This window comes from Aerococcus tenax, assembly GCF_003286645.3.
Lineage (GTDB): Bacteria > Bacillota > Bacilli > Lactobacillales > Aerococcaceae > Aerococcus > Aerococcus tenax.
Map to the genome: position 1 here is coordinate 1,876,830 of NZ_CP127382.2, position 15,607 is coordinate 1,892,436.

The window sequence follows — 15,607 nt, forward strand, 5'->3', positions numbered from 1 at the left end:
GGAATGACCATGCCTACCCTCGCCCAACGCCTCAAAGCCGCCCGTGAAGCGGCCGGACTGACTATTGAAGCAGTCAGTGAAAAAATCGGCAAGTCGGTCTCAACCGTCTGGCGCTACGAACAAGGGAAATCTGAAGTTAACCAAGAAACCTTGACCAAGCTAGCCAATCTCTACGGGGTCTCCGAACTCCACTTGCGGGGCTTTTCCGACATGAAGAGCGCCGATGTCATTGAGGTGCCAGTCTATAAGAAATACAAAAAAGGCAAGCTCAAAGCCGCTAAGAAGAAGCACTTCTTTGAATTGGCCTCCATGGGACTGCCTAATGAGGAAATCTTTGCGGTTAAGATCAATAATCCTGCTATCCAGTCCCTCATCAGCAAAAAGGACTACGCCCTGGTGGATCCCCTAGCCGATATCAAGGAAGGCGACATCCTGTGTCTGGCCGACAAGGATTCCGGTCAATTGGAGTTAGCCCGCTACCAAGTCTACCAAGACCTGCCCCTCTATCTGCCTCTAGGAGACAAAAATGAAGTCAAGGATAGCGAAGACTTTGAAGTCTTGGGGAGAGTCTTTGCGCATTTAGGTAGAGTATAAGAAAAACACCGTTTCAGCTGGATAAAAACCAGTGGAACGGTGTTTTTGTGTGGATTATCTATCATTATTTTTTTCTACCAATTAACGGACTAGTAAGTTAAATTTTTATTTAGAGTTGACAAGTTAAATAAATTTAGCTATTCTAAATATGAAATCGTTACCATAAAGGAGAATGCTATGGCTACAATTAAAGATGTAGCGCGTCAGGCAGGGGTTTCGGTGACCACGGTCTCTCGTTACCTGAACCATCATCCCTACATCTCTGAAGAAAAGCAAAATGCAATTCGAGCGGCTATGAAGGAACTGAATTATGTTCAAAACTCTGCAGCCACCCAATTGCGGTCTAAAAAGTCAAATTTTATTGGTTTGGTCGTTTCTCGTTTAAGCAATCCTTTCTTTACCGAATTAGTGGACACTATCGAGCACGAAGCACGCCAGGCAGGCTATTACCTGATCGTTATGCAAAGCTATGACGATAAAGAAGTTGAAGCGCACATGTTGACCTTGCTCCAACAAGGGCTTTTGGCGGGACTAATTCTATGTGCCGTTGAGTCCGATGTGGCTAGCTTAGAGAAATATACACAATATGGTCCCATTCTCTTGTGTAACCACGAAGCTAGGGAGTCTAATCTTCCTCAGGTCTACACCAACCAGGAAACTGGAACTTATGCGGCCCTTGCTTACCTAGCAGATAAAGGGTATCGAAAGATTGCCTACTGTACCGGTGGCTCTTTGGAAAGTCAAGGCCACGGAGACTTAAGAACCCGAGCCTTTGAACGAGCAATTGTTGATTTTAATTTCACTGTCAAACGCGAGTGGATCTTCCCGTCAACCCATACGATTAAAGATGGCCAAGATGTGGGAGAAAAACTATTCACTCTGAAAGAGCAGCCAGAAGTTGTTTTTTCTAACAGTGACGAAGTTGCTATTGGAATTCTTTCAATCTGCCAAGAACACCATATTGATGTTCCTAAAGACTTGGCCATCATGGGATTCGACAACCAGGTTTATAGCGCCCTAGTAGCAACTCCCATAACCACTATTGAACAACCAATCGTCTCTCTAGGGCAGGAAGCTTTGAAAAAAATGCTCGCCTTAATCAAAGGCACAGATTACCAAGTCAATCAAGATAAATTGAAGCTGCGTCTCATTGAACGTGCTTCGACATAAAATGTTCGTTACTCAATAAAATGATCAGCATGCTAAGCATGCTTTCATTTTCAGAAAATATGGTATCGTTACCATAAATAATAAAGGAGGACCTATGTTAACTCAAAATTTAGCCAAAGACTGGTGGAAAGAAGAAGTCGTCTATCAAATCTATCCCCAGAGCTTTAAAGATTCTAACCACGACGGCATTGGCGACTTAAACGGTATTCGGGAAAAGTTGCCTTATCTAAAAAACTTAGGAATTACTTGTCTCTGGATTTCACCAATTTTCACTTCTCCCCTAGCTGATAACGGTTATGATATCGCAGATTACGAAGGGATTAATCCAATTTTTGGCTCTATGGAGGACTTGGAAGCGTTAATCCAAGAAGCTGAAGCATTGGATATTAAGATTATCCTTGACTTAGTAGTCAACCATTCTTCAGATGAACATCCCTGGTTTCAAGCAGCCTTGAAAGATCCCAAGAGTCCTTACCGTGATTATTATATTTTTAAGCAAGGCCATGACGGCAAAGCGCCTAATAATTGGCGGTCACTGTTTGGCGGGAGTGCCTGGGAAGCTGTTGACGGAGAAGACAACAGCTACTTTCTCCATACTTTCCATAAAAAGCAACCCGACCTCAACTGGGAGAACCCAGACTTGCGTCAAGAAATCTACTCGATGATTAATCGCTGGTTGGATAAGGGAATCGCCGGATTCCGTATTGATTCCATTACTTTTGTAAAAAAAGACCAAGACTACCAAAGTTTACCTGCAGACGGTGCTGATAACTTATCAAACATTAAGCATAAAACCCGTAATCGCCCCGGTATTGCAGACTTTTTACAAGAATTAAACCAGGAAACCTTCCAACGTTATAATGTGATGACTGTTGGTGAAGCCCCTGGAGTCCCCTATGAAGAATTCGACCAGTATATCGGCCCCAAGGGGTATTTCAATATGATTTTTGATTTTTCCTATGCTGATATCGACGTTGAAAATGGTAGCGAATGGTTCCGCCAAAGTCAGTGGACCTACGATGACTATATTGAAGCGGTAAAACGATCTCAATATGCCATGCAAAAGGCCGGCTGGGCAGCAAACTTTATTGAAAACCATGACCAACCTCGAGCACTCTCTAAACTCATTAAAGATCCCAATTATCAAAATGAAATAGGGGCTACCGCCCTAGCCAGTTCTTACTTCTTCTTAAGAGGAACGCCATTCATCTACCAGGGCCAAGAACTTGGCTTAAGAAACGTTACCTGGTCTGATATCGATACCTACAACGATATCTCTAGTCACGATAACTATAAACGTGCCCTACTAGAAGGCTATAGTAACGAGGAAGCTATAACTTTCGTGCAAAAAAGAAGTCGTGATAACGGAAGAACGCCGTTCCCTTGGGATGATAGCCAATATGGTGGCTTCTCAGACCACCAACCTTGGTTAGCTATGACTGAAGAATATCCCACAATAAATGCTAAAGATAATCCTGTCCATGATTTCTATCAAAAACTCATTGATTTAAGACAAAATTCCGATTTAAGTCAAGTATTAATTTATGGTGGTATTACCTTTCTTGATAAACTACCTAGTCAAGTTATGGGCTATCAACGACAAGTCGAAGAACAAGCAGTCATTGTTCTCGTTAACTTCAACTCCGAAGCTGTTGCTTTAGATGATTCTTTTGAATCCTATGAAGTCATCTTAAGTAATTACAGTCAATCCGCTAAATTAGATAAAAATATGGAACTAGCACCAATGCAAGCTATCGTCATGCAAAAAGGAGGAACTCATCATGACAAGTAACTATCACAAAATTGGCCAAGCGATCATTGACCAAGTCGACCTAGATAACATCCAAAGTATTACCCACTGTGCTACCCGTCTGCGTTTAGAAGTGAATAACCGTGAGGCTATTAGCGACGAAGCCATCGAAGAAATCGACCAAGTCAAAGGCGTTTTCTTCAACTCTGGTCAATACCAAATCATTCTAGGTACAGGTACGGTTAATAAAGTATATGATGCAATTATTGCTGACTTTCCGCAGCTTAGCGATAAAGAAAGTACTGTTGATGATATCAAAGAACGACAAGAAAGCGGAATTAAGCGATTTGTTCGTAGTCTTTCTGACGTCTTTCTTCCCATCATTCCAGCTATTGTCGCAACCGGTCTCTTCATGGGACTCAAAGGAGTCATCCTTAACGAAACTATCCTAGCTTTCTTTGGTGTCGATGCTGGGGCAATTCCCATCGAACTTACTACTTTAATTTCAGTACTCACCGATACTGTTTTCCAATTTCTTCCAGCATTAATTACTTGGTCCACCTTTAAGAAATTTGGTGGGACCCCTATTCTTGGCTTTGTTGCTGGATTGATTCTCGTCTCGCCAATGTTACCTAATGCCTATGACATTGCTAATATTCAAAGTGGTGTTGAACCTCTGATGCTCTTTGGCAGTATCCCACTGATGGGCTATCAAGGAAGTGTGCTTGTTGCCCTGGTAGTTGGTTATATTGGTGCGCGCTTTGAAGTCTTTACCCGTAAACACATGCCCGATGCCCTCGATTTAATGTTCACTCCATTTGTTGTGCTTTTACTAACAACTATCCTTGGACTTATTGTTCTCGGTCCTATCCTTCATGTGATTGAAGGCTGGTTAATCACCTTAGTTGAATCTTTAATTCATCTGCCTCTAGGGATTGGTGGTTTGATCATTGGCTTTATCTATCCTTTATCGGTCATGGTTGGTATGCACCATCTCTTTATCACGATCGAAACCACTCTATTAGCAGCAACAGGTTTTAATCCGCTGATTACTGTCTGTGCGATGTATGGATTTGCTAATGCCGCAGTCGCTTTCGCTGTGAGTTTACGTAGCAAGAAGAAATCAGTCAAAGTTGTGGCAACCAGTGCCGGATTAACCCAACTTCTCGGCGTTAGTGAACCTGCTCTATTCGGTGTTACCCTACGTTACGGCATGCGTCCTCTGGCTATTATGCTAGCTGGTTCTGCTTTAGGTGGAGCAGCCTTATCTCTCTTAGGCGTTCAAGCCAATTCCTATGGACTAGCAGTTATCCTGTCTCCAATGATGTATGTTTATGATAGTTATCAAATTATCACTTATATCGCTGTCGGTGTCCTCACCTTTATCTTAACCTTTATTGTGTCTTATCTCTTTGCTTTACCTAAGAGTGAACTGCAAAAAACGAATTAGATAAATTAAATGTTTAAGTCAAATTTATCTCATCATAAAACAACCTTCCAATCTGAGAAGGTTGTTTTTTCATTCCATATTTTAAATGAATATTTACTGTGAATGAGAAGTGGCTAATAAAACCCTCATCTTATCAGCTATAAGATAAGCATTTTTCGGAAATTCGCCTATTTCTCATCCCAATGAAAGATTTTGGAGATGAAGTTAGCCAGTAACAGAAAACCTGTTGCAAAAAAGAAGCAGACGACACAAACTACCGCTAAAGCCAGGAAGGTACAGACGGTAAAAAAGAAAGCTCTGCCCAACTGGAGGTAGAGGGGCTGGGGATTTCTTAAGGTTTGGGACTCAGCTTGTTTGAGGTCTGCCTGCATGAGATTGCTGTTGATCTTACTTTGGTTAGCGGGATCCTGGGCCGCCTCCTCGTAAGTCTGGGTCAGTGACTCGGGAACTTCCAGCTGGTGGGCCTGGTAGATTTGCCGAGCCAGGGTATTAAAGCTATCAAAGGCGGCCTGGTCATAGTTATCGTGATCATAATAAATATCATCATCATAGCGCTTGACCACTTGCTCGGTCGTTTCGTTAGTCAGCTCGTCTTTTAAGCCCCCACCGATTTCTAAGTGCATGTAAGGACTGTCCGCGCTGGTTTCTCTGGGATAAGATACGTCGGTTTTAAAGAGGAGGAGGGCCCATTCATTTTCAGGCTCATCAGTCATCCCCCATTTATCCGCCAGGGTCTGGCTATACTTGGAACGATTGAAGCTCTCAGTCCATGGTAAAACAGCCACTGCGAGCTTGGCCTGGGTTAATTGGTCCAACTTGTAGCCCTCACTCATGATGTGCTGGGTAGTGAAGTCATTCAAACGCTGGCTATAGTCCGACACGTAATACTCTTGGCTGGCAGCAGGAAAATCCGGTTGCCGGTAAGTCCGATTGAGAAAATAATACATGGCGGTAAGTACGAATATAACGAAAAAAAAGGACACATTACCCAAGCAACCACTACGTTTAGAACTTTTCTTCTCATCTTCCATTTTTCTGCCCTCACCTAGTGCTTTTTATTTTATTATAACCGATTTTGGGGTTAATCGCCTTTTCTTTAGTTTTGTATTAGGAAATTTTAATGAAGGATTTTGACTAGGAAGGACTTTATAAATTGATCACTGTTTTTAACTCATACTTGAATGGTTTTAATTATTTAAACTTTTGATCATCCATATACCTTAAATAATCAATGAAGCGACTTATGATAACTATTGTGGTGCGTTGGGTTGGTTTGATCACTCCATCAGTGAATTCTGGATTAAGGTACATTTCCTTTATATATTTAGCAGCCTGTTGCTTTCCTATCCCTCTAAAGATCTCAGGTATAGCCGAAACGGTACAAGCATATACAAGGTCATGGTCAGCTATTTTTATATCAGCTAAGTTCATAATATAGTTCTCCTTTTATATTTGTTTAAACATTTCACTTTCTTTATTATTTAGCCGGGAGTTATTCACAATTTAATCAAAGTATAAGACTTTTACACATTTCCATCCCTCACATTTCGTAAGCATTTAATCCAAGGACGTGTATTTAGATACACCATGACTTTCGCATGTTGAATGTGTTATATTGTGTAATATAATTATAAATAAACAAAATGAATATTTTTAGATGCAGATGGAGTTATTTTTAAATGGACGCACCTTAAGGAAACTGATAAAGATAAAAGTATTCAATTAATCATTCAGTTCTTATATTTTATATCGTTAAAGTTACTTCTCCTTTTGTCTATATTCTTAACTTACCGACTAACACTATAGCCTATGCATTAAAAACTTTCAGTATCCCCTTCTACCCTCATTTCATTGCCTATGTAATATTATTTGGTTAAGGAGAAACTATGGAACATTCAACTTATTTATATTTACTAAATTGTGTTAAAATTTTAACCACCACAAAAATCAATTTCCCTGGCCATGGTAATCAATCAAAGTTTCATTTATATAATCAGTTATCTGAAAAAGAAAAATTCTCTTTAATTATTAATCAAAAGGGACATTTACGAGAAGATTATTTAACTTACATCATGAATTCTGAAGAATATAAAATAATGGTAAGACTAGATTATTCAGGTGCTCCTCATGATAATAGAAATCCAGACGGAAGTATCACAACTATAGAAACACCGCATGTTCATATTTTTTCGGATGAATATAATAATGGAGCTATAGCAGTTCCTCTTGAAAATATTTCTAGTTATACAATAGTTAACGAACTCAGAGATAGCCTTATTGCATTTTTGATTTATAATAATGTTGATATGGATAATTTAGAAATTCCTTTACTATAAGATATAAAGGAGGTGCTATTATGGACAAAAAGAATACCACTCTACTTATCAATGATTACTTAGAATGGTACAAATCTAAAATTAAAATTAAACAGTTAAAAAAAGCTGACGAGATCATTACACCCTATACAAACCATTTAAATGACAGGATACCTCTTTTCATCCTTTGGCATAATGATAGCACTTTACAATTAAGCGATGATGGCATGACATTAGATGAATTAGATATGATGGGGTTAAATTATAGAACAGAAACGCGACAAGGGCTTCTGGATAACATTATTAAAAAATATGCTTTAGAATTAAAAAATAACACTATTATTACAAAGAAAATATCGATTAAGGATTTCCCTCAAAAGAAGCATGATATGATACAGGCCATTCTTAGTGTGTATGACCTTTTAAACCTCAACCAATCGAATACACATAGCGTGTTCAAGGAAGATGTCTATGATTTCTTTTATGAACATGAATTTGGCGGAAATATTGAACCGAGCTTTATTGGATCATCCAGTATTAACTACAAGATAGACTATAGTCTTGGTGCCACTAAATGGAGACCTAATGTTATGTTTCAATTCTTTAGTAAACCTAGCTTTGATAATATCGTGTCTCAAAAATTTATCTACGAGGATTTAAAAGAAGAACCCCAATTTATTCAACACGGCTTAAAATTTGTCATTATTTCTGAAAAAGATTCAATTTCTGAAAGAAATAAAAAAGCAGCTAAAGAAGCTGATGTAGAAATTATTCCATTTAGCCAACAAAATGAAATACTCGCCCTCAAATAATGTAAACCCCTCTGCTATTAATAGGGAATTAAAGACTGACCAGTATGCTAATAACCTTTGCCATGAAGTAAGCGAGTTAATGGTAAATTCCAACATACATGCTATACTGAGATGTGGAGCGAAGGAGTTCGTTCATAACTAAACACAACACCCCTAGAAGTTAGTGGCTTTTAGGGGTGTTTTTTCTGCTCTCAACTAGTGCTTTTTGTTTTATTATATGCTATTTTATCTTTAACACGCTTTACTTTGGACTTTTATGAAAAATTTGTTAATTAATGAATTTAGTTTAGTAAAATGATTTTTAGAGAGGAAGGTTCTGTGTCTAACAAAGATTTTCAATTATTACTTTGGTTTTTATTTTTTATAATATCGATTATTTTAGTAGGTATAGCTATTTATAAGAAAGTAAAGAAACAGAGGCTGGGACAAAAGCCTCGAAATAAAAAGGGATAAGAAGTTAGTTTTCACTAATTTCTTATCCCTTTTACTTAAAATTAGGTATAAAAAAAGCACCCTGCTATAATATTAGTAACCACACTAAAGATTAAGGGGTGCTTCTTGTGTACATACAATATAACATGAATCAAACAACACTTCCACTAGAATTATCTGCATGTATCGATCCAGATCATATTGTATTTTCAATCTATAATTTTATTGAATCTCTGGATGAAAAACATTTTGAAAGCTTCAGTACCCAGGACGGACGTCCTGCCTATCATCCAAAACCTTTAATTATGGCGCTTTTATACGCTTATAGTAAAGGCGTATTTAGTGGAAGAAAAATAGAAGAATTAATGGTTGAAAATATACCCATGCAGTGGCTAGTCGCTCAACAAGTTATTAGCTATCGAACGATTAATCGCTTCCGTTCCTCAGAAAATTGTAGATGTTTATTAGAAAATTTATTCGTTGAGTTTACCACTCAGTTAAAGTTAGAGAAATTAATTCATTTAGAAAATTGCTTTATAGATGGAACTAAAATTGAAGCGAATGCCAATAAATATTCTTTTGTTTGGAAAAAGGCAACTGAAAAATATGCAGAGCAATTAAAAGTGACTTCACGTGAATATTACTTTAATGAAATTCAACCGATGGTTGATGCTGGCATCCAATATGATGAAAATTTAGATCTAGAAGAAAATATGCTTCAAGAGATATCTAAAGTTCTTAAGGAAGAAATCGATAAACTCACTGAAGATATTGAGGAAACTCCTGTAAAAGGGCCAGATCAACGTAAACAAGAACGTCGTCGTTTGAAAAAACATTACCGTAAAGTGAGTAAAGATTTTCTACCCCGCAAACAAAAGTATGCCAAACAGTTTGAAACATTTAACGGAAGAAACAGCTATTCAAAAACAGATCCTGATGCTACGTTCATGCGAATGAAAGATGATCATATGATGAATGGGCAATTGAAAGCGGGATACAATATCCAAGTAGCGACTGAAAACCAGTTTGTCCTTCATTATGATATTTTCCACAATCCGACGGACACGCGGACTTTACAACCCTTTGTTGAAAGTTTCCCTAATTTCCCGAAATGCATTATAGCTGATGCTGGTTATGGTAGCGAAGAAAACCTTACTTATTTAGATAACCATAAAATTAACCATTTGATTAAATATAATCGGTTTGATAAAGAGCAGAAAAAGAAACATAAAAAATCAGCTAAAAATATGGATAATTGGAGTTACGATAAGCAAAGTAATACGTTTACACATCCTGACGGCACGGTTTATTTCTTTAGTCATCTCCAAAAACGAAAAAATAAAATGAGTGGTTATATTTCTGAAATTCAGGTTTATAAGCCTTTGGACCCAAAAAATGCGCCGCAAAAGGCGCTTTACTATAATAAAAACTATCAGGAATTAAAGAATATAGAAACACAGAAGCTTTTATCTGAAGAAGGATCTAAGCTCTTTTCCAAACGGAAAATTGACGTTGAACCAGTTTTTGGCCAGATAAAGGCTATTTTAGGGTTCACTCGATTTAACCTCAGAGGGAAAACAAGGGTTAAAACTGATGTTGGATTGGCCTTCATGGCCAATAATTTGAAAAAATATAACAAAATAAAAGCAATAAAATAAGAGAATCTACAAATCACGCTTAAGTAATTTGTAGATTCTCTTTTAGTTTTAGAGTTCGCAGACTTTTGTCCCAGACTCGCAGCGATTACATTTGCTATTTCTGTGGCCTTAATATTTATTGTAGGTAATCTTAAATTTGATCCGGATGATCCCTTGGAAACGCAAGCTAAATTAGTCCAAATATTAGAAGTTGATGCCGATGAAGTGACTACTACTAATACAGAGTTTTTTGGTGAAGTTTATAAAGAATATAACTTTAATGATAAAGCGCGAATTTGGGTGAATAATCAAGAAACCAAAGTCTTAGAAGTATTCTTTTATGATATAGGTGATGATTCAGTCATAAATATATTAAATGACTTAAATTACCCGATCACTGATGAATTTATGGAAACTTTAGAACAAGGTGATGGTTTCTCACTTAACAAAAGTGATGAAGTAGGGATATACCTTGACAGCTACCCCTATAACGAAAATAATTTAGGAATCATATATGACTCTCGACTTTATGAAATACACGATCATTTTGTAACCAGATTTAACATAGGAAGTCTTTATGGAGATAATTAGCAAGCTTCAATAGTAATACCACACTTGTGTCTCTTAATATATGTAATGACCATATAACAACTTGTAGCAACTCTGAAGAGGTGTTTCTCATGAAAGATTCAACCAATATGCAAAGTGGTGAAAAAAGTATCAAAACAGAAAAAGGAATTTTTCAAAGTTTGGAAATCGCAGTCTCTGAAGAAGAATTCGATAATAAATTAGAACATAGCTATTCCCAATTTTTGGCCAAAGAAGGTCGGCCTTTGGAAGATGTGTTTAGGGAACTTGAAAAAGGTTTGGAATAAGTGGATAACTTTTAGGAGGAATGACAGTGAAATTGTTTCGTAAATTTATTGAAAGTATATTTGGTAAGCAAGAAGCACGTAATGAAACAAGCAATAATGAAAACGATGTGAATGATTCTATAGATCAAACATCCCCTCAAGATAATATTGATTCTCATAAAGAGCAACAATTAATAGATTCAGTAACTATAATAAATAAAAAATTTATATTGACTTCTAAAACTACCAAAATTCTTAAAAACGAATTTTTTGCTTTTGATATTGAGACTACTGGGCTTAATTCTTATTCAGACCGCATTGTAGAATTAGCTATTATAAAGTATGTCAATGGTTACGTGGCTGATCAATTTCATACACTAATCAATCCTGGTTTTTCCATGCCAGCATCTGCTTCACGAATAAACAACATCACTGATGAGTTACTACTCCATGCGCCGACTGAAGATACCGCTATAAAAATGGCTTATCCTTTTTTAGAGCCTATCTTAAGTGGAGAGAGTATTATTTGTGCACATAATGCTAGTTTTGATCTTTCTCTTCTTAAAGCCGCTCTTAGACGTAACGGAATTTCAGCAAATATAAAATATATTGATACCCTAAGTGAGTCCAGAAAATTAATTAAAGATACACCTAATCACAAACTTGGAACTCTGACAAAACACCTAAATATCGTAAATAACGATCCCCATCGCGCCACAGGAGATGCCAAAGCTTGTGGTGATCTTTTATTAAAGCTAATTGACAAATTTTCTAAAGGTAAAACAAACAAACGAAAATCAAGTGAGGGATCTGTTCCTACTCAACAAGAGCTAGAGGTATGTGCTTTTATTCAACACACTGTAGAACAAGATGTGCTACCTATCGATTTACTTCGGTTTTATAAAAATAGTTCAAACTATGTTACTGTTTCTTATCTGTATACAATGTTTGAATTTAAATTTGCAAAAAAGGGACACTATTTTATCGTCCCAATCCAATACAGCAAAGATATTAATCTACCAAAAATGAAGGCCACCATGTCAGAAGGCGGGAGCCATTATGAACGCGTTTTCTTTAATTCTTATGAAGATCTCGCTCTTTTCAAAAACTTTTTTATTTCAATTTACGAAACAACTATTGATCAATATGAAGAATTTAAAAATAGTTTTGATAATAGAGATATTTTTGATAAACAAATCGATGAATACTATTCCTTAGGTTATCAGCTTACCGATACAGAAACTATAAAACTTCTTAGTCAAGGACAAGGTAAAAAATCGATTCAGGAAATTAATTTAAATCTTCCTGATGAAATAAATATAAACATTGAAGAACTTGAATTAAAACCTATCCATAATCTAGTTTCCTTAAATCAAATCAAAAATAAAAATAGTCCTGACAAAGGCTTTAAAGAAGGATTCCCACTATGGGAAAAAGGTGATAAAATCAGGAAACAGGGACAGATAAAAGAAGCTATTGCTCTGTTCGATGAAGCAAGATTTCTTGGCTACGACGCACCTGCATTATATGAATCTTACGCCCTAGCTTATCGCAAATTAAAGGATTATGAAAATGAAATTGCTATTTTAAATGAGGGACTTAATCGTTTAGAAGAAACTAACCCTGAACATAATGGAACTCAATATTCTAAACTGTCCAGTCGTAGAGAAAAAGCAGCTGCTCTTTTGCTTAAAAGCAACAAATAGATTTATATTCAAAAAAGCCTCATCCATGCTCTATATTATTATAGAGGTGGGTGTGGCTTTATTTTTTCTTACTAAAATATAGAATTACATATTTAGTAGTCTTATACACTCGCTTTTAAACGTTCTCTTTCAATTTCTAATACCTTAGTTTGCAATTCTTTTTCATTTATAGGATCTGCTTCAGTACGATCATATGCATCAGATACGACCGAATCATTGGCATAATCATTAAATAAGTCTGTTTTTTCGCCTAATAGTTCCAGCATTGATTCATCTATACTATCTTCTGTTAATAAGCGATAAACAATCACATTCTTGGCTTGTCCCATTCGGTAAACCCGTCCAATCGCTTGTTGTTCTGTAGACGGTTTCCATTGAGGTTCACATAAAATGACAATATTAGCAGCTTGAATATTCAAGCCTACCCCACCAGCATCAATTTGAGCTAGTAAAATAGAACCTTTACCAGAATTCTCTAATTGGTCAATGAGTTCCTGACGTTCCGCTGTAGAAACATCGCCAGATATCATTCCGATAACATTATCACCTAGGAAATCCTTCAATTTATTTAAAACCAGTTTGAAGAAGGAGAAAATTATTATTTTGTCGCCGTTTTCCATAGCTTCCTGACAAATATCACATGCGTTTGCAATTTTTTCTGAGTGCTTCCTATCTCTACCAGAAAAAGCTGCACGTCTCATCATCTGCAATCCAGAAATACCTCTCATAACAGCTTCATTATAATAGTCTTGTTCTTCCTCAGAAAAACTAGACCACATTTCAACCATTTCAATTTCTGGCAAGTCTCTAAGAACATCCTCACGTTTTCGACGTAAGTAAACAGTCGCAATTCCATCTCTAAAGGCTTGGGGATTGTCATTATAATCATTAAAGAAGCCTTGATCATTGTCCTTAAAGTAGTCTAAATCAGGCTGTAAAACAGAAAGAAGTTGCTTCATCTCTTTCAATCGATTTTCTAAAGGAGTCCCGGTCATAAATAAATTATAATCAGCTAATTGGGCTAATCGATAAGCATTTTTTGATCTTTTTGTCCATGGATTTTTAATATAATGCGCTTCATCGACAATCACTAAGCTAGGCAACATTGAAAATTGATTTTCTACCAAATGGGTAGCTTGTTCATAGTTCAATAACAATACTCCTCCTTGGTCTTGCCAATTTTCAAATGCCTCTTCACGATTAGCATTTCTATATACAAGACTTTCCATTGTTGTCCACTTTTTTATTTCTCGTTGCCAATTCATTAAAATTGACAACGGCCCCAGTACTACATGATGCTTGTAGCCCTTCTGACTTAGATGATTAGCTATAGCTAGGGCCTGTATTGTTTTTCCTAGACCCATTTCATCGCCTAATAGCACCTTCTTAAAAGTTAAAGCATACTTTACCCCAAATTCTTGATATGGACGTAAAATCCCTTTAAAGCTTCTATTATCCAATTGAAATTTATTTACCTTATCAACAACTAAACTAGGTAAATCATTAGTATCTTTTCGTCCACCGCCATTTACTTTATCGATAACGGCATAGTATTTAGCTATATTACTTTCAAAATCATTAATTGCTTCACTATTGCTAAGCTTAGGAACCTGCCAAAGCTTTTTAGGAATAGCAGTTAGTTGATTAAAACAATCAAATAATAAATAGTAAAGTTTAACTGTTTCCTCTTGTTTAGTGACTTCTAATTGAGTCATCTGGTAAGAATTTAATTGTCTATCCCAAATTTTATCGAGATTGTTTTGAGCTCGTTTAAGTGTCACTTTTAATAGATCTAGATTTTTTTCTTCATTTTCAGCCAAATGTATATACCGATAAATTAATTTTAATAAAGTAATCTCATCTAAATCTAATTTTTGAAGGTCCATTCTTGGATAATAATCTTTTTTAGCATATTCAAGATATTTATTTAGTTCAGTCTCTATCTTCCAGCAAGCAGCTGTAGTCAAGCCTGAACGCGGTCTAACATCCCACAACTTAGTTTGAAGATCGGCTAAGTTAGTAATACCACGATCCTTTAAACGATTTAGGTGTAATTTTTCATCACTAAAAATATTCAACACTCTTAGGGGTTGATTTAAAGCTTGAGTTAACCCTTTTTTCTCTTTAATTTGGTTAATTTGACTTTTTATCTCACCTTCTAAAGACTGAACATCAATTAGATTAATTGCAGCTTGTACTTGGCCTAAATATTCTTCAATTTCTAACAGAAGATTATCTTTACGATTTTCTAAATAAGTAGTTTTGTTAACTATAACTTTGTCAATCTCCGCTTTATTATCTTGAATAATTATTAAATAATCTTTGTTATCTGAGCTTTTATCGATAGCTTCTTTCAATTTAGATTTTAGCAATTCTATATGCTCATAATTTTCCAAAATCCATTCCTTGTTTTCTTTAAGTTGAGATCTATTTTTCTTATTCATAAAGAATAAAGCAAAGCTATTTCTATCATTATTAATGACAAATTCTAAGTTCTTTCTTAAGCTCTCTATAAAATCTGAGTGTTCTTTTTCAACTTTTAGTCTTGTTTGAAAGTTAAATAAAAGATGGGCTATTTTTCGTCTATTAGTTTCATAGGCTAAAGATATGCCTGGTAGCATTAGGGGCGGAAATAAGAAAATATTACCTTGCTTATTTAAAGAATCCACTTGCTTTAACTCTGAAAAACTAATATCCGATAATTTAGATTGCATCAAGTGATTATATTCTTTACTGCATTCTTTCAAAAGGGACTCCAATTCACTATTATTCATAATATTGTGGTCATTTAAAGTTAACTTATCAATATCTTTTAAAAGCTCCTTAGCAGTGGCTTTATTTATTTTTATCTTATTCTTCAATTTCCCGCCCCTTTCTTCTCAAAATC

At 36.1% G+C, this 15,607-nt stretch carries 13 protein-coding genes; 10 read left to right on the forward strand and 3 right to left on the reverse strand.

The features are described from left to right. Window positions 1–9 precede the first annotated feature (9 nt). From DBT50_RS08780 to DBT50_RS08795, 4 genes are all read left to right on the forward strand, one after another. Window positions 10–594, forward strand: coding sequence for a helix-turn-helix domain-containing protein (locus DBT50_RS08780; protein ID WP_181566142.1), 585 nt, complete (start codon window positions 10–12; stop codon window positions 592–594). Between the two features lie 177 nt (window positions 595–771). After that, window positions 772–1,764, forward strand: a complete 993-nt coding sequence (locus DBT50_RS08785) for a LacI family DNA-binding transcriptional regulator (RefSeq protein ID WP_111852727.1) — start codon at window positions 772–774, stop codon at window positions 1,762–1,764. A 94-nt stretch (window positions 1,765–1,858) separates the two neighbouring features. Next, complete coding sequence (locus DBT50_RS08790) at window positions 1,859–3,556, forward strand: glycoside hydrolase family 13 protein (RefSeq protein WP_111852726.1); 1,698 nt, start codon at window positions 1,859–1,861, stop codon at window positions 3,554–3,556. Next, window positions 3,546–4,964 carry a PTS transporter subunit EIIC gene (locus DBT50_RS08795; RefSeq protein ID WP_111852725.1) on the forward strand — a complete coding sequence of 473 codons (1,419 nt, stop codon included), beginning with the start codon at window positions 3,546–3,548 and terminating at the stop codon, window positions 4,962–4,964. The genes DBT50_RS08790 and DBT50_RS08795 overlap by 11 nt, the downstream gene beginning before the upstream one ends. Before the next feature lie 167 nt (window positions 4,965–5,131). Here the strand turns inward: DBT50_RS08795 and DBT50_RS08800 are convergent, their stop codons facing one another. Both DBT50_RS08800 and DBT50_RS08805 read right to left on the reverse strand, forming a co-directional pair. Beyond that, complete coding sequence (locus DBT50_RS08800) at window positions 5,132–5,995, reverse strand: TPM domain-containing protein (RefSeq protein ID WP_111852724.1); 864 nt, start codon at window positions 5,993–5,995, stop codon at window positions 5,132–5,134. 160 nt (window positions 5,996–6,155) lie between these two features. After that, on the reverse strand, window positions 6,156–6,395 hold the full coding sequence (locus DBT50_RS08805; protein ID WP_111852723.1) for a hypothetical protein: 240 nt from the start codon (window positions 6,393–6,395) through the stop codon (window positions 6,156–6,158). Between the two features lie 455 nt (window positions 6,396–6,850). Here DBT50_RS08805 and DBT50_RS08810 point away from each other — a divergent pair, with 455 nt between their 5' ends. From DBT50_RS08810 to DBT50_RS08835, 6 genes are all read left to right on the forward strand, one after another. Further along, a complete protein-coding gene (locus DBT50_RS08810; RefSeq protein ID WP_111852722.1) occupies window positions 6,851–7,300 on the forward strand; it encodes a DUF6978 family protein in 450 nt (149 codons plus the stop codon). A 20-nt stretch (window positions 7,301–7,320) separates the two neighbouring features. Next, entirely contained in the window at window positions 7,321–8,091 is a 771-nt protein-coding gene (locus DBT50_RS08815) for a DUF1828 domain-containing protein (RefSeq protein WP_111852721.1), read from the forward strand. Window positions 8,092–8,651: 560 nt separating this feature from the next. Further along, entirely contained in the window at window positions 8,652–10,181 is a 1,530-nt protein-coding gene (locus DBT50_RS08820) for an IS1182 family transposase (RefSeq protein WP_195852868.1), read from the forward strand. A 153-nt stretch (window positions 10,182–10,334) separates the two neighbouring features. Continuing rightward, on the forward strand, window positions 10,335–10,751 hold the full coding sequence (locus tag DBT50_RS08825; protein WP_146742910.1) for a hypothetical protein: 417 nt from the start codon (window positions 10,335–10,337) through the stop codon (window positions 10,749–10,751). 89 nt (window positions 10,752–10,840) lie between these two features. Beyond that, a complete protein-coding gene (locus DBT50_RS08830) occupies window positions 10,841–11,035 on the forward strand; it encodes a hypothetical protein (protein WP_111852780.1) in 195 nt (64 codons plus the stop codon). A gap of 26 nt (window positions 11,036–11,061) precedes the next feature. Next, window positions 11,062–12,720, forward strand: coding sequence for an exonuclease domain-containing protein (locus DBT50_RS08835; RefSeq protein WP_181566154.1), 1,659 nt, complete (start codon window positions 11,062–11,064; stop codon window positions 12,718–12,720). Window positions 12,721–12,821: 101 nt separating this feature from the next. Here the strand turns inward: DBT50_RS08835 and DBT50_RS08840 are convergent, their stop codons facing one another. After that, the gene (locus DBT50_RS08840) at window positions 12,822–15,581 is read right to left on the reverse strand and encodes a DEAD/DEAH box helicase (RefSeq protein WP_111853495.1); all 2,760 of its coding nucleotides are present in this window, start codon (window positions 15,579–15,581) and stop codon (window positions 12,822–12,824) included. Window positions 15,582–15,607: the final 26 nt, after the last annotated feature.